This window comes from Streptomyces globisporus C-1027 (assembly GCF_000261345.2).
GTDB lineage: Bacteria > Actinomycetota > Actinomycetes > Streptomycetales > Streptomycetaceae > Streptomyces > Streptomyces pakalii.
In genome coordinates this window covers 1031479-1054767 of record NZ_CP013738.1, presented here as the reverse complement: position 1 = coordinate 1054767, position 23289 = coordinate 1031479, and the positions used below count along the sequence as shown (strand labels likewise).

The following is a 23289-nucleotide window of genomic DNA, read 5'->3' as shown; positions in this document are numbered from 1 at the left end:
TCCTCGGGGGCCCGTTGTCAGTGGTGAACGGTAGGTTCTGGGATCAAGAACCTGTTGCTCACCGGAGGTTGTGGACGTGACCGATATCGACCTGCTGCCCGAGTCCTGGCGCGGCGTCCTCGGCGAAGAACTGCAGAAGCCGTACGTCAAGGAGCTGGCGGACTTCGTCGAGGAGGAGCGGGCCAAGGGCCCGGTGTATCCGCCCCGCGAGCAGGTCTTCGCCGCCCTGGACGCCACGCCCTACGACCAGGTGAAGGTCCTCGTCCTCGGCCAGGACCCGTATCACGGCGAGGGCCAGGGGCACGGGCTCTGCTTCTCCGTGCGGCCCGGCGTAAAGACGCCGCCGTCGCTGCGCAACATCTACAAGGAGATGCACCAGGAGCTGGGCCTGCCCATCCCGGACAACGGCTATCTGATGCCCTGGGCCGAACAGGGCGTTCTCCTGCTCAACGCCGTGCTGACCGTCCGGGGCGGCGAGGCCAACTCCCACAAGGGCAAGGGCTGGGAGAAGATCACCGACGCCGTGATCCGCGCCGTCGCCGACCGGCCCGATCCGGCGGTCTTCGTGCTCTGGGGCAATTACGCGCAGAAGAAGCTGCCCCTGATCGACGAGGAGCGCCACATCGTGGTGAAGGGCGCGCACCCCTCGCCGCTCTCCGCCAAGAAGTTCTTCGGCTCCCGCCCCTTCACGCAGATCAACGAGGCCGTGGCCGCCCAGGGGCACCAGCCGATCGACTGGCGGATCCCCGACCTCGGCTGACGGGGCCCGCCGCCCGTGTCTGACCGGTTATGCGGAAGGCCGGCGTTAGCGTCGGACGGACGGGTGACCGGCCGGACGGGCGACGAGGAGAGCGCAGTGGTGGAGCAGCAGGAGGCGTCCGAGGACGCCGTCATGACCAGAATCGGCCAGGCGATCATGCTGCTCCACGGAGGTGACCGGGAGGAGGCCCGCAACCGCTTCGGCGCGCTCTGGTCGGAGCTCGGAGCGGACGGCGACGCCCTCCACCGCTGCACCCTCGCGCACTACATGGCCGACACCCAGGACGACCCCGGCGACGAGCTGGCCTGGGACCTGCGCGCCCTGACGGCCGCCGAGGGGGCGGGCGGCGGGTGGTCGGCGGAGCACCGGGACCTTCCGGCCGTCCGGGCGTTCTACCCCTCGCTGCACCTCAACCTCGCGGCGGACTACCTCAAGCTCCAGCGCCCCGACTCCGCCCGTATCCACCTCCAGCGGGCCCGCGCCGCGGCCGAGTCCCTCGCGGACGACGGGTACGGCGGCGGGGTCCGCGCCGCCATCGACCGCCTGGAGCTGCGCCTGCGGGAGCAGTGACCCCCGGGGACCCCGCTGGACCCTCGGGGGACAGGAGCGTCAGCGGCCGTACGCCTCCGAGCAGATACGGGCCTGCGGGCTGCCCGCGGGCCAGCCGCCGTACCCCCGGCCGAGCGCACAGACGTCCGCGCCGCCGCCGGGGACGCGGGGGAGGGCGGGCACCGTGACGGACGGGACCCTCGGGGCCCGTTCGGGCGCCCGCCGCGGCGGGTCCGCGCGCTCGGGCCGCCGGGCGGCCCCCACCGGCCCGGCGGGCCGGGCCTCCGCGGGGGAGCCGGTGGCCGGAGGAGCGGGGGAGGAGGGCCGAGCGGGCGGGCGGCTCGGATCCGGCACGACCTCCAGCCCCTCACGGGCGGGAGGCTGCACGATCTGCGGAGCCACGTCCTGGGCGGGCCCGGTGGCGCCCGGGCCGGGCGGCGGGGAAGAAACGGTCCCGGGCGCCACCGAGACGCATCCGGAGACGGCGGTGACCGCTAACCCGACCAGGAGTCTCGCGGTGATTCTGGTTCTCTGCACCCGGCCAACTCTGCGCTGCGGCCCGGCCCCGGTGGGCCCGGTGGGCGGGGAATGGCCCGCACGAGTGACCCGGTCAGCACGGCGCCCCCCACCGCGCTGACCCGGGGCCACCGGAGCCCGGCGGCGTTCGCCGACGGCTCGGGACGGTCAGGCCCGGGTGGCTCCGCCCACGCGCTCGCGCACCAGGTCGGCGTCGCCGTTGTGCCGGGCGTACTCCTCGATCATGTGCGTGCATATCCACCGCAGATGGAACGGCTTGCCCGATCGTGGCCCATGATCATGAGGCTGGCCAGGGGTTTTGTCAACGGACCGGCAGCCGGGCCCCGGGCGGCGGCGACGTATGCTGCCGGGGCGCGAACAGCCGCGCACAGCGGCCCGGCACGGCGACAGGGAGACCCTCGTGAAGATCGGTTGCATCGGACTCGGCGATATCGCGCAGAAGGCGTACCTGCCGGTGCTCACCGCCGTACCGGGGGTCGAACCGCATCTGCAGACCCGCACACCGGCCACGCTCCAGGCGGTCGGCGACGCCCACCGCGTTCCGGCCGAGGGCCGTCACGAGACCCTCGACTCCCTTCTCGACGCGGGGCTGGACGCGGCGTTCGTGCACGCCCCGACCGCCGTGCACCCGCAGATCGTGGAACGCCTCCTCGACGCCGGCGTCGCCACCTATGTCGACAAGCCGATCGCCTACGAGTACACCGAGTCCGAGCGGTTGGTGAACCTCGCCGAGGAACGCGGTGTCAGCCTCGCCGTGGGCTTCAACCGCCGTTTCGCCCCGGGCTACGCGCAGTGCGCGGAGCACCCGCGCGAGCTGATCCTCCTGCAGAAGAACCGGGTCGGGCTGCCCGAGGACCCCCGGACGATGATCCTCGACGACTTCATCCACGTCGTCGACACCCTGCGTTTCCTGGCCCCGGGCACCGTCGACCACACCACCGTGCGGGCCCGGATCGTGGACGGACTGATGCACCACGTGGTGCTCCAGCTGTCCGGCGACGGATTCACCGCGATCGGCATGATGAACCGGCTGAACGGATCGACCGAGGAGATCCTCGAAGTCTCCGGCCAGGACACCAAGCGCCAGGTCCTCAACCTCGCGGACATCGTCGACCACAAGGGCGAGCCCTCGGTGCGGCGGCGCGGCGACTGGGTCCCCGTGGCCCGGCAGCGCGGCATCGAGGCCTGTGTGCACGCCTTCCTGGACGCCGTACGCCGGGGCGAGACGCTCAGCGCCCGGGACGCCCTGGCGACCCATGAGCTGTGCGAGCGGGTGGTCCGGGAGGCCGTGGAGCAGGCCGCCTGAGCGCCCGCAGCCCCTCGACGGCGCACAGCGCGGCGAGCGCCGCGAACGCCCCGTACACCGGCCAGTCGCCGAACCGGCCGTAGAGCGTCTCCCCGCGGGCCAGCGGCAGGTCGAAGACCTCCGCCGCGCTCGCGTCCGTGCCGAGCGGGCGGCCCACCCGCTCGCCCCGGGGCCCGTACGCCGCGCTGATCCCGGTGAGCGTGGCGTGGACCATCGGGCGGCCGTTCTCGGCGGCCCGCAGCGCCCCCAGCGACGCGTGCTGGGCAGGGGCCCAGCTCTCCTGGAACGTCGAGGTGGCGGACTGGGCCACGAGCACCTGCGCACCGTCGCGCACCAGCCTGCGGCTCATGTCGGGGAACGCCGTCTCGAAGCAGACCAGCGGGCCGATCCGCAGCCCCCGTGCCCCGTCCGGCAGGGTCATCACCACCTGGCGGTCGCCGCGCAGCCGGTCCTCGCCCGCCGCTTTGCCCACGGAGGTCGCCCACCCCAGCAGGGAGCGGGCCGGGACGTACTCGCCGAACGGGACAAGACGCATCTTGTCGTAACGGTCCCCGGTCGGCCCGTCAGGACCGACGAGCACGGCCGACTTGAAGATCCCCGACCGCCCCGAACCGTCCGTCTGCCGGGCGTCCACATTGACCAGCAGATCCGCGCCGACCAGACGGGACAGCTCCGCCAGCCGCCGCGCGGTCTCCGGGTTCTCCCACGCCCCGGCCCCGATGCTGCTCTCGCCCCACACCACCAGGTCCACGCCCCGGCCCGCCAGCGGACGGGTCAGTTCCTCGCCCCGGTCGAGGCGGCGTGCGACGCTTCCAGGACCCTCCACCACCCCCGGCTGCACGACGGCGATCCTGACCGTGCCCGCGCTCTCGGGCCGGGGCGCCCAGGCCCACATCGCGGTCACGGACAGGGCGCACACCAGGAGCGCGACCCCGGCGGCCGTGCGGGCGCGGGGTACGGCGATCAGCAGCGCCACACCGGTGTTCACCGCCAGTACCAGCAGGCTCACCAGCCACACCCCGCCCACCGAGGCGACCCGCAGGGCGGGGGAGACCTCCCACTGACTCGCGCCGAGGAGCCCCCAGGGACCGCCGAGCCCCTCCCAGGACCGGACCAGTTCGATCAGCAGCCACCCCGAGGGCACGACGACCACGGCGGCGACGGCGCGCCGCGCGGAGGGGGAGCCGCCGAGCAGCCGGGACACCAGCAGGCCCCAGGGGGCCCAGAGCAGCCCGAGCAGGGCGGCCAGCAGCACGATGAAGACATGGAGGCTCGGCATCAGCCAGTGGTGCACGGCGATGACGAACCCGATGCCGCCGATCCACCCGTCGAGCGCCGCGCGGCGCGGCGTGCGTGCCGTGCGGATCAGCAACAGCCAGGGGACCAGCGCCACGTAGGCGAACCACCAGAGCCCGGGTGCGGGGAAGGTGAGCGCGGGCAGCGCCCCGGCGAGCAGAAGCACGGCCGCCCGGGTCCAGGGGGACGCGAGCCGCCCGGCACCGGTGGAGTCCCGGCCGCCTTGTGTGGACCCGCCGCCGGGCGCGCCTCCTGCGGACGTGCCGCCGCCGGACGTGCCATCGCCGAAGGCGCTGCCGCCGGGCGTGCCGGAGCCGCCGTTTCCGGAGGGGTCGGCCGCGTTCCGGCCGACCGGGAGACGCCCGCCCCGGATTCGCATGCCGTGCCCTCCTCGGTCCTGCGCGGGCGGGCGATCGCCCGCGCCGCGTCGACCCCTGGATACCCAGTGTGGGGGAGGTGATCCCCGCCGGACACAGGACGCGGGCCGAGCGGGGCACGGCAGAAGGCTCCAGGGCCGGGCGGCGGCCCGGCAGGCGGGACTCGGACGACGGCAGGCTCTACGGGGCCCGGCGCCACTTCTCGCGGACGGTGACCGTACGGATCAGCCAGCCCGGCTCGGCGCGGCGCAGCGTGAAGGTGTAGCGGCCGCCGGTCACGAAGTCGGGCGTGGCGGCACCCGCCTCGCCCGGCGCGCCCGCGTCCGGACCGCTCGCCGCCTGCCGGGCCAGGCACATCGGATTGAGGTAGTCGGCCCGCACCTCGGCCCGGTCGCCCGTGTAGCCGCCCAGGTCCTCCAGATCGACCCGGCGGTTGACGATCAGGTGCTGGCGTACGGGGAAGAGACGCATCGTCTCCTCCAGCCACCGGGCGACCTCCTCGGCCGGGCCCTCCACGCCACCCGCGCCCCGGTAGTCCACACGGCCGTCCGGAGTGAACAGGGCACCGTAGTCCGACCAGGCCCCGTCGTCGACGGCCACCGCATACCCGGTGATCAACGCGTCGATGGCAAGCCGGTCCAGCACGGTCGCGAGCGCCACACGCTGTGTCATCGGTCAAGTCTCGGTCAAGCCGCCCGCCAGGCCAAGAGTCCTGCGCCGACAGGAGACGGAACAGCCCCAGATACGGAACAGCCCCGGAAACGGAACAGCCCCAGAAACGGAACAGCCTCAGCAGGGGACGACGGCGACCGGTCCCAGCGCGTGCGTGACCGCCGTCTGCGCCACCGGGGACAGCCCGAGCCCGAGCGACTCGCCGCCCTTGCGGCGGCCGATCACCGTCAGGGCCGCCGTCGCCGACGCGGTCACCAGGGTGCGCGAGGCGGAACCGTTGACCGGCTCCCGGACGATCTCCACCTGCGGGTACTTCTCGTGCCAGCCCGAGGTCAGCTCGGCCAGCGTCCGGGCGGCGGACCCCGCCGCCTCCTGCCGGTCGAGGACGGGGCCGCCCGCGAGCATCGAGGAGAACATCGTCCAGCCGTGGACGATCCGCAGCCGGGCGCCCGGCCGGGAGGCCGCGGTGGCGAAGGCGAACTCCAGGACCGCCTCACTGCTCTCGTCGGCGGCGACCCCCGCCACGATGTCGGTGAAGGCGTCCGCGTCGGAGCCCCGGTCCTCGTCCCCCTCGGGGCGGTCGTCCTGCACCACGACGACGGGACAGCTCGCCATCGACGCGGTGGCGAGGCTGTTGGAACCGATCATCAGCGAGCGGAAGCCGCCGAGTCCGCGCGATCCGACCACGACCATCGACGCGTCCCGGCCCAGCGAGACCAGCGCCGCCGACGGGAAGTCCAGCGGGGCCAGCGTGGAGGGCCGCAGCTCGGGGGCGATGAGCGCGCTCCGCCGTACGGACTCGGCCAGGAGCGCCTCGGCCTCGCGCCGTCCGGTCTCCTCGTCGACCTGCCGGGTGAGCGGGCGGACGTGGACGATCAGCAGCGGCAGTCCGCGCCGCGCGGCTTCGCGGGTGGCCCAGTCCAGCGCCTGCCGGCTGTGCGTGGAGCCGTCGACGGCGGCGATCACGGGAAGATCGTTGGTGGTCATGACCCCGAGCGTACGTCGCCGGGCCGACAGCACTCGTCCCTGGTGCCCGAGAGGCCCCCGGTGGTCCGGCGGCCCGTCAGTCGTGGTTGTGGGTGGAGGAGGTGTCGTCCGGGGGCACGCTGCGCCCGCCGTCCCTGCCGCTGGCCACGACGGCGACCAGGGCCACCACGATCGCCACCACCGCGAGCCGCCCGCCCAGTCGCAGTGCCCACCCCGTACGGGCCTTGGCGGTCTCCCCGGGCCTGCCCGGCAGCTTCTCGGAGCGGCGGGCGGGCCGCAGCAGCCGCAGGAGCAGCAGGGCGGCGATCGGGAGCTGGAGCAGCCAGACACCGGTGCGGAACCAGCCGTCGTACCAGACGTTGGTCCCGTACAGCAGGGTGTGCCAGACGCTGAGGACGTAGACGACGATCACGCAGCGGTGCAGGACCCGCCAGGTCTTGGGGCCGATGCGGTGGCGTACGTAGAAGAGCAGGCCGAGCGGGATCGCGAGGTAGAGCGCCGCCTGGCCGACGGGGATGGCGATCCGCCCGGTCCCGGAGTCGTAGCCGCCGGGGACGAAGACCTCCACGAAGGCGGTGGCGACGGCGGAGTTCCAGGCGGCCGTGTCGTGCCGGACCAGTTCGGCCGCGAAGAGCAGGGCGTGGGCCGCGATCAGGGCGATGGTGTTGAGGCTCGTGGTGCGGTGCAGGCGTTCCAGCCGGGGGCCCGACAGCGGCAGGCGGCCCGGCCGCGGTCCGGAGAGCATCAGCCCGAGGATGACCGTGCCCCAGGCCCAGAGCAGGGCGGACCAGCCGAACGCCTGGCTGAGGAAGTACATCCAGAAGCCGCCCGCGTCGGCCATGAACGGCATCACGGTGACCGTGGAGGAGGTCTTGTTGCGGATGCGTATGTAGAGCAGGACGAAGACCGCGGCGGTGATGACGAGCGCCACAAGACCGTCGGGCCACGAGGCCCGCAGGTCGGAGCGGAGCGTCGGCCGTCTCGGCTCTCCCGGCCGCCGGGGGCCGGGGACCTGAGGATCGCCGGATGCGGTGCTTTCAGGCGTCTCGGTGGCCGCTGCCGGTTCGGGGGCGGGGGGCGGGTTCGTCATGCGGCCTCTTCGGGGCGGGGATGGGGGCGGATGCGGCGGCCCCGGGCCACGAGGCGTACGCAGACGCGTTGTTGGAGCAGTCGGGCGGCGGGGAGGAAAAGTTCCCCGCAGCTTCATGTGACATGGATCACACGTGGTGCTGGTGGGGCAAACGAGGCGAACTCCCGTTGTTTCGGCATCTGGTGCTCTTCTCGCCGGGGTGGGTACGGCTGGCACCATGGCTGCCATGGGAGCCGGAACCGCACTCCGACTCGGGCGCACCGCGCTGTTCGCGGTCGTGTGCGTCGCCGTGTCCGGGCTCGGCCACGCGCTGATGTCCGGCGCGCCCCTGCCCCTGCTCGTCCAGGCCGCCGCGCTGCTGCCGGTGTGCGGGGCGGGATGGTGGCTCGCCGCGTGGGAACGGAGCGCTCCGGCGACCGTCGCCGCCCATGTACTGGGCCAGTTGGGGCTGCACGCCTACTTCTCCACTGCCGGATCCTGGCTGCCGTCCGGCGCCGGCGCGCACCACGCGGGCGGTGGACACCATGGGGCGGGGGCGATGGGCCACTCCGCGCACGAGGTCCCGATCGGCGGCTCGTCGGACCTGATGGGGCTTCTGGCCGCCTTCGACGGAACGGTGTTCACCCTCGGCATGGCCGTCGCCCACGCGCTGGCCGGGCTGGTCTGCGGCTGGTGGCTGTGGCGCGGCGAGGTCGCGCTCGCCCGACTGGGCCGCTGCCTGGTGCTGTTCGTTCGGGCCCCGCTGCGGACCGCCTGGCGCCTGTGGTCCGCGACGCCGCCCGCCCCGGTGCCGCCCGCCCGGCGCCGCACCCGACGCCGGGCCGGCCGCCGCCCCCAGGACCTTCTCGCCCTGCACGGCATCTCCCGGCGCGGGCCCCCGCTCTCCCTCCGCTTCCTCTGACCTCCATCCGCCCTCCGGCCTCTGCGCGCCGGAGGCGGTACGGGTGTGCGCCCTCGCACACACCCGTGACAGGCATGCCGGTTCCCCGGGCCCGCCCCCAGCGGCGCGCCCGGAACCGAACCGGTCACCGGAGCCGGGCGACCGCTGCCGCGGCTCCGCAAGGACGCGAAGGACTGCTGTGACACTTCCTGCTCCCGCACTACCAGCCGCCGCCGCATCACCGGCTGCCGCGCCGCCCGTCCGGCCCCCCGCCCTGTCGGCCGCCGCCGCGCAACCCGCCGCCGTGCCCCTGACCGCCGTCCGGCCGGCCGTCGCATCACCGCCCGCCGTCGCATCACCGCCCGCCGTGCCGCCCGCCCGGCCCACCGTCTCCCGGCCGCCGGTCCTCCAGGTGTCCGCCACCCGGCCGCCCCACCCCCGTCTCCCGGCCGCCCGGCAGAACGACGGGCAGATCACCGACTGGGCGCTGGCCGCGGGCGGCGGGGACCAGGAGGCTGCCGACCGGTTCGTCCGGGCGACCTACGAGGACGTCCGCCGGTTCGTCGCCTACCTCAGCTCCGACGCCCCGGGCGCCGACGACCTGGCCCAGGAGACCTACCTGCGGGCGATGAGCGGACTGGCCCGGTTCGCGGGGCGGTCCTGCGCCCGGACCTGGCTGATGTCGATCGCGCGGCGCGTCGTCATCGACCGGCACCGGGCGGCCGCCGTCCGCCCCCGGACCGCCGACACCGCGGACTGGCAGACCGCGGCGGAACGCGCCCAGCCCCGCCATCTGCCCGGGTTCGAGGAGTCCGCCGCGGTGCTGGACGCGCTGCGCCGACTGGACCCGGCCCGCCGCCAGGCCTTCGTCCTCACCCAACTGCTGGGCGCGTCCTACGAGGAGGCCGCGGCCGCCGCGGGCTGCCCGATCGGTACGGTCCGCTCCCGGGTGGCGCGAGCCCGCCGCGAACTCGCCGGACAGTGGCGCGCGGAACCGGCCGACCCCGCCGACCTCGTCCGAGCGGGCTAGGACGGGTCCGGCGGATCAGGGCCGGACACCCCCACTGAGGTTCAGACACCCTCCGCCCGGGGCCCCGCACGGCCCCGGGCGGTACGGCGGCGGAGCAGCAAGGCCGACGGCAGCAGCAGGCACTGGAGGCAGACCACCGCCCAGAACGCCCGCGCCGAGCCCGCCGCCTCGGCCGCCCCGTACAGCTGACCGCCCACCACCCCACTGGCGAACGCACCGATGCCCGCCGCCAGTCGCTGCCGCCCGAAGACGCTCGCCGGGGCGGCGGTCGAACGGGCCAGCGCCTCCAGGTCGTTCTTGAGGAAGAGCACGATCTCCCCGAGGCACAGCAGCACCCCGCCCACCGCGATCCCCGCGTGTCCGCCGACCCCGATCGCCGCCATCCCCGCCGCCATGGCCCCGAACCCCCACCGCAGCGCGGCCGGGTGGCTCAGCGCGGCGACCCGTTCCGCCAGCAGTGGCTGGGCGACGACGAGGAGGGCCGCGTACCCCGTCAGAACGGCCCCGTAGAAGGCGGCCGACGTCCGAGGGACCGCGTATAACGCCAGGTAGTGCTGGAAGAACATGAACGCGTACACGCTGAGTACGGTCACCAGGAACGGCGAGAGTCCGGAGGCCCGTTCACCGGTGTCGCGTGCCTCCGCTGGGGTGGGTTCGGCATCGCCCGGCGGCCGGTCCGGCACCCCGTGCGGCAGCAGCGCGTGCCCGGCCCCGATCAGCGCGAACAGCCCGGCGACGCACGTGAACAGCACCCCGGGGGAGCCCAGGACGAGCGGCGCGGCGGCGGGTGGGCCCAGCGCCATCCCCGCGTTGAACGCCGAACTGCTCGCCGACAGCAGCCGAGGGCGGCCCGCCTCGGGCACCCCCTCCACCAAGTACGCCTTGTTCGCCGGGAGATACAGAGCCGCGCCCGCCGACACCAGCAGCAGCGCCCCGACCGCGAGGACCGGACTGGTCAGCCCGGGCACGAACGCGGCGAACCCCGCCGTACGCAGCGCCAGCGCCAGCAGCATCGCGCGCCGCAGCCCGATCCGCGCCACCACCGGACCCGCGACGACACCCCCGGCGAACTGGATCAGCGAGGCCACCGCCAGCACGAGACCGACCGTGCCGAGGCCGATACCCAGCCGCTGGTGCAGCAGCACCGACATGTAGGGCAGCACGGCGAAGCTGCCCAGCGTGATCAGGAACGAGCCCGCCAGCAGGAACCGTTGAGGACCGGAGAACGGCTGCCGTACGCGGGACCCGGGGGGCGCCTCCGCGCGCAGCGGCCTCACCGCCCCGGGCTCACGGCTCGTCCGCGACGACCGGGCGGACCCGGACGGCCGCGCTCCATGCCCGGTGCTGGGCCAGCTCCGCCGTCCGCCCCTCGGCCAGCACCATGCCCGTACAGCCCCGCTGGTCGCCGACGTGGACGACGCTCTCGCCCGGCTCGCGTACCGGGAACCACTCCACCGACCCCGGGAACGCGGCGAGTTCGTCGATGCCGAGCCAGCCCTTCAGCACCCCGGGCCGCTCCGGGTACACCAACACGAAGCCGTAAGCGGGGCCTTCGGTGTCGAGCGGGGCGTCCAGCAGCGCCGGGCGGCGGCCCAGCGCCTCGTCCGTCATCGCCGTGTAGACGTTGGTCCGCAGCGTGCGGCACAGCACCTCGCCGACCAGAGCGCCGCCGATCCTCCGGTTGATCTCGACCAGTTCGGGCCCGTCGGCCGTCAGGATGAACTCCACATGGGCGAAGCCCCGTTCATGCCTGGCCGCCGCCAGGACCCGGCCCGCCCACGCCTCGATCCCGGCCCGTTCGGCCTCCGGCAGTGCCACCGGGAACGCCGCCGTCTCCTCCCGCACCACCGCCGCCCGGGACGTCTGGCGGCTCAGCACCCCGAGCAGCCGGGTGGTCCCGTCCCAGCTGAGGGTCTCCGCGCTGTACAGGGGCCCGGCGAGGAACCCTTCGGCGAACAGCGTTCCTGTCAGGCGCTGTTCGGCCGCCTCCGCCAGGGCCCGGTGCAGGGCCTCCTCGTCGTGCACGATCCACACATGGCGGGACGAGGTGCCCGCCGAGTCCTTCAGGACCGCGGGCAGCCCCACTGCCCGCAGCACCTCCCCGGCGCCTTCGGGACCCGGCGGGACAGCTAGGGCCGTACTGCGGCTCAGCCCGTGCGCGTGGAGCGTCTCCCGGACCCGGCGCTTGTCCCGCAGCAGTGTCACGGACTCCGGATCCGGCCCCGGGAGCCCGAGTTCGCGGGCCAGTTCGGCGGCCGGCAGGCTCCAGGTGTCCGTCGTGTTGATCAGACCGGCCAGGTCCGGCACGGCGGCCAGCGCCCGGCGGACGGCGTCCTGGTCCCACGTGTCGACATCGACGACGTCCAGCGCCTCCGGCGGCAGCACCGCCAACTCGTGCCGGTAGACCGCACGGTCACCCGTCAGCAGGCACAGCCGGTGCCCCGCATCCGCGGCGGCCTCCGCCATCCGCCCCAGGCCGAAGGACAGGGACTCCAGTGCGACGATCGTCATGGCAGCAGCTCCACGCTCGGTACGGAGGAAGGGGAGGGAGACGGGGACGGGGAGGGGATACCGCCCTCGGAGGTCCAGGAGCCTTCGGCGGTCCTGGCGGCCTCCGGAGCGGCGCGCCCGGCCCACTCCAGCACCGACCACGGCGGCCGCAGTTCGTCCGGCGACGCGATGATCCGGGGTCGCAGCCCCGCCGGGTCCAGCGCCTCGGCATGGCGGGCGAACACCCGCTCCGCGTACCGGTGCCCGGTGTCGGCGCCCAGCACCAGATGCAGCCGCCCGGGATCACGGGCCGCCTCCCAGGAGGCCGTGAGATGGGCCGCCCCGGTGGAGAGACCCGCGAACACCGCGTGCTCCCGCAGCAGTCCGACCGCCCCGGCCATCGCATGGCGGAAGTCCAGCCAGTGGACGGTGTCGTACAGCTCGTGGCGGACGTTCCCGAACGGGATCGAACTGCCGATTCCCGCGATGATCGCCTCCGGGTCCTCGAACCGCTCGCTGCCGAAGGTCACACTGCCGAACGGCTGGATGCCCACCAGCCGCACCGACCTCCCCGACTCCCGCAGCGCACGCGCCAGTCCACCGGTCGACGCACCCGTGCCCACCGCGCCCACCACGGTCAGCGGACCGTCCGGCAGCGCCCCGGCCAGCAGCTCCGCGAACTCCCGGTAGCCCTCGTGGTGGACCCCGTCGTGGTACTGCCGCATCCAGTGGAAGTCGGGCCGCTCGGCGAGCAGCCGGCGCACATGGCGGACGCGCAGCTCCTGGTCCAGGCGCAGGCTCTGCGAGGGCGGCATCGCGTCCACCGTCGCGCCGAGGATCTCCAACTGCGCCCGCATGGTGGCGTCCACCGTGGTGGAGGCGACGATGTGGCAGCGCAGCCCGTAGCGGTGGCAGGCCATGGCGAGGGCCAGCGCGTAGATGCCGCTGGAGCTGTCGACCAGGGTCTGCCCGGCGACCACCCGGCCCCGGCGCAGCAGCGAGCGGACCGCGCCGAGCGCGGCGTACACCTTCATCGTCTCGAAGCGGGCGAGGACGATGTCGTCGGTCAGCCGGATCAGGTCCGGGGTCTTCACCGCGTCGGTGATGTGGCCGTGCACGGTGGCGGCAGGCGTGGTCGCGGTGCGCGGACGGGCGTCCGCCCCCGCCCTCACTTGCGCCGCCCGCGCACGATGAGCCGGTCCGAGCGCTGGTCGTAGCCGGACGCGTCGAACCCGCCGAAGCACTCAACGTCGGTGAAGCCCGCGCTCTCGAAGAGGGCGTGCAGCTCGGCCGCCGAGTAGAGCCAGGAGGTGATGGAGGCGGTGCGGGCCGTCGTGCCGCGCACCAGCGTCCAGTCCGTGCGCAGGCGCCGCCAGCTGTCGAGCACGGTGTCACGCTGGACGACGTAGGCACCGTCGGGCAGATCGACCGCCTTCGGCCGTCCGATCCAGCCCGCCAGCACCTCCTTGCCCATCACGTCCACCAGCAGCTGCCCGCCCGGCGCGAGGCTCTCGTGGGCGTTGCGCAGCACCTGGAGGTTGTCCTCGGCCGCGTCGAAGTAGCCGAACGACGTGAAGACGTTCAGGATCACGTCGAAGGCGCCCGGCTCCCGGTACGTGAGCATGTCGGCGCGCTCCAGCCGGACCGCTGCGCCCGCCGCGTCGCAGGCGGTACGGGCGCTCTCCAGCATCGACGGGGACAGGTCGACGCCCGTCACCTCGTATCCGCGCCCCGCCAGCGGCACCACGAAGAGGCCGGGGCCGCAGCACAGGTCCAGGACTCTCGTACCCGGTGGGAAGTCCAGCAGCGGGGAGGACGCGACCAGGGCGGCGGCGGACTCGGCCCGTGCCGGTGGGAACATCGTCGCGGCGAAATCCGACCAGAGCGCGTCGTCCTCGTACCAGTGCATGCCTCGCGGTCTCCTCCCGGGCCCGGGGCCCCGTGGGTGTACTGCGGCGGTCATCCCGGCGGCCGTGCAGTCGCACCGGCCGCCGCTTCCGTCACCGGGACGTCGTCCGCACCCGGTGTCTCTCCAGTAGTCGGCCGCCCCGGCCGGGAAGTTCCCGCGTGATCACCGTCCGATGTCCTGCCCGGCCCTTCCCCGTGATCACCGGGCGACGCCGGGGCCCGCTGCCAGGAGGCCTCACCGGAGGTTCCCGGCGCCGGGGGCCCACTGCCGGGCAGCCTCACCGGAGGTTCCCGGCGGGTGTGCAGGCGACGTAACCGGCGTTGTCCGCCCGGTGTCATCCCTGGGTAACGGGCCTTTCCTAGATTCGGGAGCGACCGCCGCCCGCCCCGCGTCCCTCCGGGAACGCCCGCCCCCGAAGGGCCCCGCACATGACCGTGCCGACCCCGCCGCCGGACGCCCCCGCCACCGACCGGGTGCGTACGGTCTGCTCGTACTGCGGTGTCGGCTGCGGGATCGTCCTCGACATCGCCGCCGGACCCGACGGCCGCCGCACCGTCGTCAAGGCGTCCGGCGACAAGGAGCACCCCTCGAACGCCGGCCGGCTGTGCACCAAGGGCGCGACCGGCGCGGACCTCCTCGCCGCCCCCGGCCGGCTGACGACCGCCCTGGCCCGCGCCGACCGCAGCGAGCAGCCCGCCCCGCTCGGCCGGGACGCCGCCATCGCGGAGACGGCGCGCCGGCTGCGGTCCGTGCTGGACACCCACGGCCCGGACGCGGTGGCCCTCTACGTCTCCGGCCAGATGACGCTGGAGGCGCAGTACCTCGCCAACAAGCTGGCCAAGGGGTTCCTGCGGACCAACACCATCGAGTCCAACTCCCGGCTCTGCATGGCGAGTGCGGGCAGCGGCTACAAGCTGTCCCTCGGCGCGGACGGGCCGCCCGGCTCGTACGAGGACTTCGCCCACGCCGACGTCTTCCTCGTCACGGGCGCCAACATGGCCGACTGCCACCCGATCCTCTTCCTGCGGATGATGGAGCGTGTCAAGGCGGGTGCGAAGCTGATCGTCGTCGACCCCCGGCGCAACGCCACCGCCGCCAAGGCGGACCTGTACCTGCGGATCCGGCCCGGTACCGACCTGGCCCTCCTCAACGGCCTGCTGCACCTCCTCGTCGAGAACGGGCACACCGACTCCGCGTTCATCGCCGAGCACACCGAGGGCTGGGAGCAGATGCCCGCCTTCCTCCGCGACTACCCGCCCGCCGTGGTCGCCGAGATCACCGGCATTCCGGAGGACGACATCCGGCAGGCCGCCCGCTGGATCGGCGAGGCGGGCGAGTGGATGAGCTGCTGGACGATGGGGCTCAACCAGTCCACCCACGGCACCTGGAACACCAACGCCCTGATCAACCTGCACCTGGCGACCGGCGCGATCTGCCGCCCCGGCAGCGGCCCGTTCTCCCTCACCGGCCAGCCCAACGCCATGGGCGGCCGCGAGATGGGCTATATGGGCCCCGGGCTGCCCGGCCAGCGATCGGTCCTGTCCGACGAGGACCGCGCCTTCACCGAGGAGCTGTGGGGCGTCCCGCCCGGCACCCTGCGCGCGGACGGCTCGGGCAGCGGCACCGTCGACATGTTCCGGCGCATGGCCGAGGGGGAGATCAAGGCCTGCTGGATCATCTGCACCAACCCCGTCGCCTCGGTCGCCAACCGCCGGACCGTCATCGAGGGCCTGGAAGCCGCCGAATTCGTCGTCACCCAGGACGTGTTCGCCGACACCGAGACCAACGCGTACGCCGATATCGTCCTGCCCGCCGCGCTCTGGGCCGAGTCCGAGGGCGTGATGATCAACTCGGAGCGCACCCTCACCCTCTCCCGCCGCGCCACCGACCCGCCCGGGGAGGCGTGGCCGGACTGGCGGATCATCGCGGAGGTCGCCTGCGCCCTAGGGTACGAGGAGGCCTTCGGCTACACGAGCGCCGAGGAGATCTTCGCCGAGATCACCCGGGCCTGGAACCCGCACACCGGCTACGACCTGCGGGGCGTGACGTACGAGCGACTGCGCGGGACGCCCGTCCAGTGGCCGAGCGCGGACGCCGAAGGCCCGGCCCGCAATTCCGTGCGCTACCTCAACGACGGCGTCAGCCAGGAGCTGACCGTACGACCCGACGGAACGGTCCCGAGGCTCGCCTTCCCCCTGCCGGACGGCCGGGCCGTCTTCCGCGCCCGCCCGCACCTGCCGCCGGCGGAGATGCCCGACGAGGACTTCCCGTTCGTCCTCAACACCGGCCGTCTCCAGCACCAGTGGCACACCCTCACCAAGACCGCCAAGATCACCAAACTGAACCGGCTGGACCCGGCTCCCTTCGTGGAGATCCACCCCGACGACGCGGCCGCCCTGGGGCTGGCCGAGGGCGACGGCGTCGAGGTCGCCTCGCGGCGCGGGCGCGCGGTGCTCCCGGCGCGGATCACGGACCGGGTCGCGGCGGGGGAGTGCTTCGCGCCGTTCCACTGGAACGACCTGTTCGGCGAGTACCTCGGTGTGAACGCGGTGACGAACGACGCGGTCGACCCGATCTCGTTCCAGCCGGAGCTGAAGGTGTGCGCGGTCCGGCTGGCGAAGGTCGCGGCCCCGGCGGTCATCACAGAAGGCCTGCCGGACACCTCGGACCTCGCGGGCACCTCAGGTCTCGCGCACACCTCTGAACTCGTGGACGCCCTGGGGCTCGCGGAGATCGCCCCGCCCGTCCTCAGCGACGCGGAACGCCGCTATCTCGCCGGATTCCTGGCGGGCCTCGGCGCCCGCCCGGCAGGCACCCCGGTCCTCCCGGCGGGCGCCCCGTTCGCCCCGGAGACCGCCCTGTGGGTCAACGGCATGCTGGCCGGCGCCCACTCGCGGCTCCCGGAGCCCTCGGGCCCCGGGGTCGCGCCCGCAGCGCCGGAGAGCGCCCCGGTGGAACAGGGCGGCCGCCCGGTCGTCGTGCTGTGGGCCTCGCAGACCGGCAACGCCGAGGAGGTCGCCGCGACGGCCGCCCGGACGCTGGCCGCCGAGGGGTACCGCACCACGCTCCTCGGCATGGACGAAGGGACGCCCGACGCCCTGCCGAGCCCGGCCGACCTCCTCGTCGTGACCAGCACCTTCGGCGACGGCGACGCCCCCGACAACGGCTCCGGCTTCTGGGAGTCGCTGAACACGCCCGGGACCCCGCGCCTGGAAGGCGTCCGCTACGCCGTACTGGCGCTCGGCGACTCCACGTACGACGACTTCTGCGGCCACGGCCGTCGCCTGGACGAACGCTTCGGCGAACTGGGCGCGGAGCGGCTGGTTCCGCGCACCGACTGCGAACCGGAGTACGAGCAGCCCTTCGACCAGTGGTTCGAGGAGGTCAGGGCGGCACTGGAGACGACGACACCGGAAGGAACGACGGGGCCGGAAGCCACACCGACAGCGGCACCGGCGTCACCGGCCGAGAAGCAGCCCGCCCGCCCCTCCAGGCCCGAGCCCGTCACCGCTCTCCTCACCGGGAACCGCCTCCTGAGCCTGCCCGGTGCGACGAAGGAGGTGCGCGCCTTCACGATCGACACGCGGCACGCCGACACCCCCCTGACGTACACGGCCGGGGACGCCCTCGGCGTACGGCCGCTCAACTGCCCGGACCTGGTGGCCGAGTGGCTCGCGGTCACCGGGCTCGACCCGGCGGCCGAGGTGGACATCGACGGGCACGGCCCGGTCGCGCTGGAGACGGCCCTGCACCGCCACCTCGACATCACCCGCATCACCCCGGACCTGCTGCGCCTGGTCGCCGACCACACGGGGGACCGGACCCTGAAGAAGCTGCTGCGCCCCGACAACAAGGGCGAGCGGGACCGGTGGACGTGGGGGCGGCAGGCCGTCGACGTGCTGGCCGAACACCCGGTACGGGCCACGGCCGCCGCCTGGGCCGAGGTGCTGGGACCGCTGCGCCCCCGGCTGTACTCCATAGCCTCCAGCCCTCTGGAGGACCCCCACCGGATGCGTCTCACGGTCTCCGTGATCCGCTACGAGAGCGCCCTCGGCCGGATACGGAAGGGCGTCGCCTCCACGTTCCTCGCGGACGCGGAACCGGACAGCCCCGTACCGGTGTTCGTCCAGCGCAACGACCGCTTCCGCCCGCCCGCCGACCCGGCCACCCCGATGATCATGGTCGGTCCCGGTACGGGGGTCGCCCCGTTCCTGGGCTTCCTGGAGGAACGCCGAGCGCTCGGCCACTCCGGGGCCAACTGGCTGTTCTTCGGCGAGCAGCACCGCGCCACGGACTTCTACTACCGCGAGGAACTCGACGCGATGAGCCGCTCGGGCACCCTCACCCGGCTGGACACCGCCTTCTCCCGCGACCAGCGGGCCAAGGTCTACGTCCAGGACCGGATGCGCGAGCACGGAGCCCAGCTCTGGTCCTGGCTCCGCGACGGCGCCCACCTCTACGTCTGCGGCGACGCCTCCCGCATGGCCAAGGACGTCGACCGGGCGCTGCGCGACATCGCCGTCGCCCACGGGGGGCTCGAACCCGACACCGCGGCCGCCCAGGTCAAACAGCTAGCCTCGGACCGCAGATACGTACGGGACGTGTACTGACGGGACGAGGGAGTACGGGGATGGCCTGGGCGGAAGTACCGGTGGACACGAAACCACCGGCGGCGGGCGCGGTCCTGCTGACCGGCATCCCCGGCAGCGGCAAGAGCACGGTGGCCTCGGCGCTCGCCGCCCGGTTCGCCGCCTCCGCCCACATCGAGGTGGACGCCCTCCAGGCACTCATCGTCTCCGGCGGCCGTTGGCCCTCGCCCGACCGGGACGAGGAGGCGGACCGCCAGATCTTCCTCCGGGCCCGCAACGCCTGCCTGCTGGCGGACAGTTTCCTCGCCGCGGGCTTCCTCCCGGTCATCGACGACGTCGTCGTACGCCGCGCCCACCTCGACTTCTACCGCGCCACGCTCTCCGGCGGACCGCTGCACCATGTCATCCTGGCCCCGGGCGCGGCGAAGGCCCGGGAGCGCAATCTCGCCCGGGACAAGACCCTCACGACGGACTGGTCGTTCCTGGAGACGGCGATGCGCGACGAACTGGCCGACGAGAAGATCTGGATCGACAGCGCGGAGCTGACGGTGGCCGAAACGGTCGACGCGATCCTGTCCGCCACCGGCCTGACGCCCCGCCGGCCCTGACCCCCAGGCGTTGTCAGACCCCCGCCGTACGGTGGAACCATCTATCCGCGCTGCTGGCTGCTGCGCTGCTGGATCGCTCCGCCCGGCTGCTCCCGGGCGGGGCGCACACCCCTCGGGTCAGCCCGCCGACTCACCCGCGTGCGGGCTCAGCGCGCCCGACCAGACCAGGGCGAAGATGAGGATGCCGAGCAGAATGCGGTAGATGACGAAGGGCATGAAGCTCTTGGTGGTGATGAACTTCATGAACCACGCGATGACGGCGTAGCCGACGAAGAAGGCCACCAGGGTCGCGAAGATCGTCGGGCCCCAGGAGACATGTCCCTCGCCCACGTCCTTCAGCTCGTACGCGCCCGAGGCGAGCACCGCGGGGATCGCCAGCAGGAACGAGTAGCGGGCGGCCGACTCGCGGGTGTAGCCCATCAGCAGGCCGCCGCTGATCGTCGCGCCCGAGCGGGAGACGCCGGGGATCAGCGCCATCGCCTGACAGAACCCGTAGATCAGACCGTCCTTGACGCCCAGGTCCTTGAGCGTCTTGCGCTCCTTCACCACCCGGTGCTTGCCGCCCGTCTCGTCGCGCGCGGCCAGCCGGTCGGCGACGCCGAGCACGATGCCCATGACGATCAGCGTCGTCGCGATCAGCCGCAGATCGCGGAACGGGCCCTCGATCTGGTCCTTGAGGGTGAGGCCCAGCACGCCGATGGGGATCGATCCGACGATGACCAGCCAGCCCATCTGGGCGTCGTGGTCGCTGCGCATCGCACGGTCCGTCAGGGAGCGGAACCAGGCCGACAGGATGCGCGCGATGTCCTTGCGGAAGTAGATGAGCACCGCCGTCTCGGTGCCGATCTGGGTGATCGCGGTGAACGCCGCCCCCGGGTCGTGCCAGCCGGCGAACGCGGCCGTCAGCCGCAGATGCGCGCTGGAGGAGATCGGCAGGAACTCGGTGAGTCCCTGAACAAGTCCCAGGACGAATGATTCGAACCAGCTCATGGGGCTTAGGCCATCCCGGAGGTGATCGTGCATCGGCCACGGGCGGCTGGGGCCCGTCGGCTGCGTGCAAAGTGCGGAGTGCGGTCAAGGACATCGGGGTCGCGGGCAGCGTATCGCCTGAAGGTGAACGTCAGGCCGACTGCACCGGTCATCCACCTGCCGCCGTACGCTCAGTCCTCCGGCGTGGCCCGGCCCAGCCGATGGCGTCGGCGCCAGGCCACCAGCGCCCCGCCGAGACCGGACAGCACGATGAAGCCCATGGCGGCCAGGAACACCGGCGAGGTCGGCGACGCGGCCTCGCTGCCGGCTATCACGTACGCCGCCGTGTTCGGGATCGACCCGAGACCGGTCGCCAGCAGGAACGGCGGAGCGCCCATCCGGGAGGTCGCCGCACAGTAGTTGGCGGCGGCGAACGGCACGCCGGGGAAGAGCCGCAGCGCCAGGACCGACCGGAAGCCGTGCCGGCTCAGCACCCCGTCCGCCGCGGTGAGCAGCCTCCCGCGCAGCAGGGTCCGCAACGCGTCCTGACCCAGCACCCGGCCCAGCATGAACGACACGCCCGCACCCAGCACCGTGCCCGCCAGCGCCGCCGCCAGACCCGTCTGCGCGCCGAACAACGCGCCCGCGGCGATGTTGAGCAGCGGGCGCGGCACGAACGCCACCGTCAGCGCCCCGTACGCCAGACCGAAGAGCATCGCGGCCGTGCCGCCGGTCAGCTGGGTCGGCCACCCCGACTCCAGCAGCCGCTGTGGTTCGAACAGCAGCATCGTCGACGCGGCGCCCAACAGGACGACGACGAGCAGCGAGAACCGGGACCACGGCGACAACAGCGCCCGGGAGAGGCGCAGGGCCGGACCCGAGGCGGGCCGGGCGGCGGGGACGGGGTCGAACATTCGGGGAGAGTAACCGAAAAGGATGTGTGATCGCCGTAATGTGCGTCGCGTGACCCCCGACGCCGACCCTGCCGCCGACGCCCCCGCCCCGCCGGTCAGCACCCTCGCCGACACCGTCCTGGAACGGCTCGTCGCCGCCTACGCCCCCGCCGCCGACCCCGTACGGGCCGAGGGCGCCGCCGCGTACATGAAGCACGTCGCACCCTTTCTCGGGATCCCCACCTCCGAGCGCCGGGCCCTGTCACGGACCGTGCTGGCGGGCACCGGGCGGCCGGACGAGCGGGACTGCACGGCGATCGCGCTGCGCTGCTGGCTGCTGCCCGAGCGCGAGTACCACTACTTCGCCGTCGACTATCTGCGCCGCCACGCGGGCCGCTGCACCTCCGCCTTCCTGCCCGTCCTGCACCACCTGGTGACCACCGTCCCCTGGTGGGACACGGTCGACCTGCTGGCCGCGCATGTCGCGGGCCCCCTGGTCGCCGCCGACCCGGCGCTCGTCCGGGCGATGGACCGGTGGATCGACGACCCCAGCCTCTGGGCCGCCAGGACCGCCCTGCTGCACCAGCTGCGCTACAAGGAAGCCACCGACGCCGACCGGCTGTTCGGCTACTGCCTGCGCCGCGCGGACCACCCCGACTTCTTCATCCGCAAGGCGATCGGCTGGGCCCTGCGCGAGTACGCCAAGACCGACCCCGCCGCCGTACGCGACTTCGTCGACGGCGCGCGGACCCGCCTGTCGCCGCTCTCCGTGCGCGAGGCGCTCAAGAACCTCTGAGCCTCAGAAACCCCGTAGCCGTCCGAAAACCATTCGACCCGGCCGCCGTGCCCGGCCATGATCAGGGGCATGTTCCGGTACGCCTTCCTCGCAGCGCCGTCCGCAGTCGCGGACGCGCCGAAGGCTGCCGTGAACGACGCGGTCGCCGAGGCACTCGCCCCGGCCGCGGCAGCAGGTGCCGCAGCAGCAGTCGCATCGGCGTTCGCCGTTGCCGCAGCGCCCTTCGGCGGCGCCCGAAGCTGACCCTCCCCCGACAGTCCGGCGGACCCCGCAAGGGGAGGGTCGGCGGGGCCCTGGGGTCTTCATCTCTTCTCAGCTTCGAGTGCTTCAGAAGGAATCAGCCATGTCCAAGACGGCTTACGTGCGCACCAAGCCGCACCTCAACATCGGCACCATGGGCCACGTCGACCACGGCAAGACCACCCTCACCGCCGCCATCACCAAGGTCCTCAGCGAGCGCGGCGGCAGCTCCACCTCCTACGTGTCCTTCGACCGGATCGACCGGGCCCCCGAGGAGGCCCAGCGCGGCATCACCATCAACATCGCGCACGTCGAGTACGAGACCGACACCCGCCACTACGCTCACGTCGACATGCCCGGACACGCCGACTACATCAAGAACATGGTCACCGGAGCGGCGCAGCTCGACGGGGCGATCCTCGTCGTCTCCGCGCTCGACGGGATCATGCCGCAGACCGCCGAGCACGTCCTGCTGGCCCGTCAGGTCGGCGTCGACCACATCGTCGTCGCCCTCAACAAGGCCGACGCGGGCGACCCCGAGCTGACCGACCTGGTCGAGCTGGAGGTCCGCGAGCTGCTCTCCGCGCACGGGTACGGCGGCGACACCGTCCCCGTGGTCCGGGTCTCCGGGCTCAGGGCGGTGGAGGGCGACCCACGGTGGACGGCGGCCGTCGAAGGACTGCTGGACGCCGTCGACACGTACGTACCGATGCCGGTGCGCTACACCGACGCGCCGTTCCTGCTGTCCGTCGAGAACGTCCTGACCATCACCGGCCGGGGCACCGTCGTCACCGGCGCCGTCGAGCGCGGCACCGTCCGCGTCGGCGACAAGGTGCAGGTCCTGGGCGCGGACGTCGAGACGGTCGTCACCGGACTGGAGACCTTCGGCAAGCCGATGGAGTCCGCCGAGGCCGGGGACAACGTCGCGCTGCTGCTGCGCGGGGTGGAGCGCGACCGGGTCCGCCGCGGCCATGTCGTGGCCGCGCCCGGCAGCGTCACGCCCAGCCGCCGGTTCACCGCGCAGGTGTACGTGCTGTCCGCGAAGGAGGGCGGCCGAACCACCCCGGTCGCCACCGGCTACCGGCCGCAGTTCTACATCCGTACGGCGGACGTCGTCGGTGACGTCGACCTCGGCGAGGCGGCGGTCGCGCGCGCCGGCGACACGGTCACCATGACCGTGGAGCTGGGCCGTGACGTGCCGCTGGAGTCCGGCCTCGGCTTCGCGATCCGCGAGGGCGGCCGCACGGTCGGCGCGGGGACGGTCACCGAGCTGCTCTGAGACCGCCCGTTGCCTGCCACCCCTCGGTTCGG

The 23289-nt window shown here is 73.4% G+C and carries 21 protein-coding genes and 1 pseudogene; 10 read left to right on the top strand and 12 right to left on the bottom strand.

The window, feature by feature from the left end; genetic code table 11:
• The first annotated feature begins 76 nt into the window (after positions 1-76).
• Positions 77-760 (top strand): uracil-DNA glycosylase, encoded by a 684-nt coding sequence (locus WQO_RS04490; RefSeq protein WP_058954199.1) that lies wholly within the window; start codon positions 77-79, stop codon positions 758-760.
• 96 nt (positions 761-856) lie between these two features.
• Positions 857-1330 carry a hypothetical protein gene (locus tag WQO_RS04485; protein ID WP_029182459.1) on the top strand — a complete coding sequence of 158 codons (474 nt, stop codon included), beginning with the start codon at positions 857-859 and terminating at the stop codon, positions 1328-1330.
• 39 nt (positions 1331-1369) lie between these two features.
• On the opposite strand, the gene WQO_RS04480 is transcribed toward WQO_RS04485, so the two are convergent.
• Positions 1370-1846 (bottom strand): hypothetical protein, encoded by a 477-nt coding sequence (locus WQO_RS04480; protein ID WP_029182460.1) that lies wholly within the window; start codon positions 1844-1846, stop codon positions 1370-1372.
• Positions 1847-1993: 147 nt separating this feature from the next.
• Positions 1994-2110, bottom strand: a pseudogene (locus WQO_RS34760) (mycothiol transferase); the annotation flags it as partial.
• 136 nt (positions 2111-2246) lie between these two features.
• Here WQO_RS34760 and WQO_RS04475 point away from each other — a divergent pair.
• The gene (locus WQO_RS04475) at positions 2247-3152 is read left to right on the top strand and encodes a Gfo/Idh/MocA family protein (protein ID WP_010062253.1); all 906 of its coding nucleotides are present in this window, start codon (positions 2247-2249) and stop codon (positions 3150-3152) included.
• On the opposite strand, the gene lnt is transcribed toward WQO_RS04475, so the two are convergent.
• From lnt to WQO_RS04455, 4 genes are all read right to left on the bottom strand, one after another.
• On the bottom strand, positions 3076-4827 hold the full coding sequence (lnt, locus tag WQO_RS04470; protein ID WP_010062255.1) for an apolipoprotein N-acyltransferase: 1752 nt from the start codon (positions 4825-4827) through the stop codon (positions 3076-3078). The two genes, WQO_RS04475 and lnt, sit on opposite strands and share 77 nt — an antisense overlap.
• Before the next feature lie 178 nt (positions 4828-5005).
• Entirely contained in the window at positions 5006-5497 is a 492-nt protein-coding gene (locus WQO_RS04465; protein WP_032748871.1) for a nuclear transport factor 2 family protein, read from the bottom strand.
• 117 nt (positions 5498-5614) lie between these two features.
• A complete protein-coding gene (locus tag WQO_RS04460; protein WP_010062257.1) occupies positions 5615-6484 on the bottom strand; it encodes a universal stress protein in 870 nt (289 codons plus the stop codon).
• A gap of 76 nt (positions 6485-6560) precedes the next feature.
• Positions 6561-7574, bottom strand: a complete 1014-nt coding sequence (locus WQO_RS04455) for a ferric reductase-like transmembrane domain-containing protein (RefSeq protein ID WP_010062258.1) — start codon at positions 7572-7574, stop codon at positions 6561-6563.
• Between the two features lie 226 nt (positions 7575-7800).
• On the opposite strand from WQO_RS04455, the gene WQO_RS04450 reads away from it, so the two are divergent.
• Positions 7801-8475 carry a hypothetical protein gene (locus tag WQO_RS04450; RefSeq protein ID WP_010062259.1) on the top strand — a complete coding sequence of 225 codons (675 nt, stop codon included), beginning with the start codon at positions 7801-7803 and terminating at the stop codon, positions 8473-8475.
• Between the two features lie 391 nt (positions 8476-8866).
• On the top strand, positions 8867-9484 hold the full coding sequence (locus WQO_RS04445) for a sigma-70 family RNA polymerase sigma factor (protein ID WP_032748897.1): 618 nt from the start codon (positions 8867-8869) through the stop codon (positions 9482-9484).
• A 41-nt stretch (positions 9485-9525) separates the two neighbouring features.
• On the opposite strand, the gene WQO_RS04440 is transcribed toward WQO_RS04445, so the two are convergent.
• From WQO_RS04440 to WQO_RS04425, 4 genes are read right to left on the bottom strand one after another with little or no spacing between them, the layout of a single operon-like run.
• Positions 9526-10761: an MFS transporter gene (locus tag WQO_RS04440; protein WP_010062262.1), complete on the bottom strand. Its 1236-nt coding sequence runs from the start codon at positions 10759-10761 to the stop codon at positions 9526-9528.
• A 10-nt stretch (positions 10762-10771) separates the two neighbouring features.
• Positions 10772-11995, bottom strand: a complete 1224-nt coding sequence (locus tag WQO_RS04435) for an ATP-grasp domain-containing protein (RefSeq protein WP_010062264.1) — start codon at positions 11993-11995, stop codon at positions 10772-10774.
• Positions 11992-13146, bottom strand: coding sequence for a pyridoxal-phosphate dependent enzyme (locus WQO_RS04430; protein WP_010062265.1), 1155 nt, complete (start codon positions 13144-13146; stop codon positions 11992-11994). Before WQO_RS04430 ends, WQO_RS04435 begins: the two co-directional genes overlap by 4 nt.
• Positions 13143-13883, bottom strand: a complete 741-nt coding sequence (locus tag WQO_RS04425; RefSeq protein ID WP_010062266.1) for a class I SAM-dependent methyltransferase — start codon at positions 13881-13883, stop codon at positions 13143-13145. The genes WQO_RS04430 and WQO_RS04425 overlap by 4 nt, the downstream gene beginning before the upstream one ends.
• Before the next feature lie 428 nt (positions 13884-14311).
• On the opposite strand from WQO_RS04425, the gene WQO_RS04420 reads away from it, so the two are divergent.
• Together WQO_RS04420 and WQO_RS04415 are read left to right on the top strand one after the other, a co-directional pair.
• Positions 14312-18493: a bifunctional nitrate reductase/sulfite reductase flavoprotein subunit alpha gene (locus tag WQO_RS04420; protein ID WP_010062267.1), complete on the top strand. Its 4182-nt coding sequence runs from the start codon at positions 14312-14314 to the stop codon at positions 18491-18493.
• Positions 18494-18513: 20 nt separating this feature from the next.
• Positions 18514-19080 (top strand): AAA family ATPase, encoded by a 567-nt coding sequence (locus tag WQO_RS04415; RefSeq protein ID WP_010062268.1) that lies wholly within the window; start codon positions 18514-18516, stop codon positions 19078-19080.
• A gap of 117 nt (positions 19081-19197) precedes the next feature.
• Here WQO_RS04415 and WQO_RS04410 read toward each other — a convergent pair whose 3' ends face one another.
• Both WQO_RS04410 and WQO_RS04405 read right to left on the bottom strand, forming a co-directional pair.
• Positions 19198-20070 (bottom strand): undecaprenyl-diphosphate phosphatase, encoded by an 873-nt coding sequence (locus WQO_RS04410; RefSeq protein ID WP_010062269.1) that lies wholly within the window; start codon positions 20068-20070, stop codon positions 19198-19200.
• Positions 20071-20240: 170 nt separating this feature from the next.
• Positions 20241-20963: a TVP38/TMEM64 family protein gene (locus WQO_RS04405; protein ID WP_010062270.1), complete on the bottom strand. Its 723-nt coding sequence runs from the start codon at positions 20961-20963 to the stop codon at positions 20241-20243.
• Positions 20964-20985: 22 nt separating this feature from the next.
• Here WQO_RS04405 and WQO_RS04400 point away from each other — a divergent pair, with 22 nt between their 5' ends.
• From WQO_RS04400 to tuf, 3 genes are all read left to right on the top strand, one after another.
• The gene (locus tag WQO_RS04400; protein WP_050992333.1) at positions 20986-21738 is read left to right on the top strand and encodes a DNA alkylation repair protein; all 753 of its coding nucleotides are present in this window, start codon (positions 20986-20988) and stop codon (positions 21736-21738) included.
• 69 nt (positions 21739-21807) lie between these two features.
• A complete protein-coding gene (locus WQO_RS35605; RefSeq protein WP_193407164.1) occupies positions 21808-21981 on the top strand; it encodes a hypothetical protein in 174 nt (57 codons plus the stop codon).
• A gap of 100 nt (positions 21982-22081) precedes the next feature.
• Complete coding sequence (tuf, locus tag WQO_RS04395) at positions 22082-23257, top strand: elongation factor Tu (RefSeq protein ID WP_010062273.1); 1176 nt, start codon at positions 22082-22084, stop codon at positions 23255-23257.
• Positions 23258-23289: the final 32 nt, after the last annotated feature.

Excerpts from the sequence above, each read along its gene's own strand:
- lnt (WP_010062255.1), bottom strand. The coding sequence starts at position 4,827 with ATGCGAATCCGGGGCGGGCGTCTCCCGGTCGGCCGGAACGCGGCCGAC.
- WQO_RS04465 (WP_032748871.1), bottom strand. The coding sequence starts at position 5,497 with ATGACACAGCGTGTGGCGCTCGCGACCGTGCTGGACCGGCTTGCCATC.
- WQO_RS04460 (WP_010062257.1), bottom strand. The coding sequence starts at position 6,484 with ATGACCACCAACGATCTTCCCGTGATCGCCGCCGTCGACGGCTCCACG.
- WQO_RS04455 (WP_010062258.1), bottom strand. The coding sequence starts at position 7,574 with ATGACGAACCCGCCCCCCGCCCCCGAACCGGCAGCGGCCACCGAGACG.
- WQO_RS04450 (WP_010062259.1), top strand. The coding sequence starts at position 7,801 with ATGGGAGCCGGAACCGCACTCCGACTCGGGCGCACCGCGCTGTTCGCG.
- WQO_RS04435 (WP_010062264.1), bottom strand. The coding sequence starts at position 11,995 with ATGACGATCGTCGCACTGGAGTCCCTGTCCTTCGGCCTGGGGCGGATG.
- WQO_RS04425 (WP_010062266.1), bottom strand. The coding sequence starts at position 13,883 with ATGCACTGGTACGAGGACGACGCGCTCTGGTCGGATTTCGCCGCGACG.
- WQO_RS04420 (WP_010062267.1), top strand. The coding sequence starts at position 14,312 with ATGACCGTGCCGACCCCGCCGCCGGACGCCCCCGCCACCGACCGGGTG.
- WQO_RS04415 (WP_010062268.1), top strand. The coding sequence starts at position 18,514 with ATGGCCTGGGCGGAAGTACCGGTGGACACGAAACCACCGGCGGCGGGC.
- WQO_RS04410 (WP_010062269.1), bottom strand. The coding sequence starts at position 20,070 with ATGAGCTGGTTCGAATCATTCGTCCTGGGACTTGTTCAGGGACTCACC.
- WQO_RS04405 (WP_010062270.1), bottom strand. The coding sequence starts at position 20,963 with ATGTTCGACCCCGTCCCCGCCGCCCGGCCCGCCTCGGGTCCGGCCCTG.
- WQO_RS04400 (WP_050992333.1), top strand. The coding sequence starts at position 20,986 with ATGTGTGATCGCCGTAATGTGCGTCGCGTGACCCCCGACGCCGACCCT.
- WQO_RS35605 (WP_193407164.1), top strand. The coding sequence starts at position 21,808 with ATGTTCCGGTACGCCTTCCTCGCAGCGCCGTCCGCAGTCGCGGACGCG.
- tuf (WP_010062273.1), top strand. The coding sequence starts at position 22,082 with ATGTCCAAGACGGCTTACGTGCGCACCAAGCCGCACCTCAACATCGGC.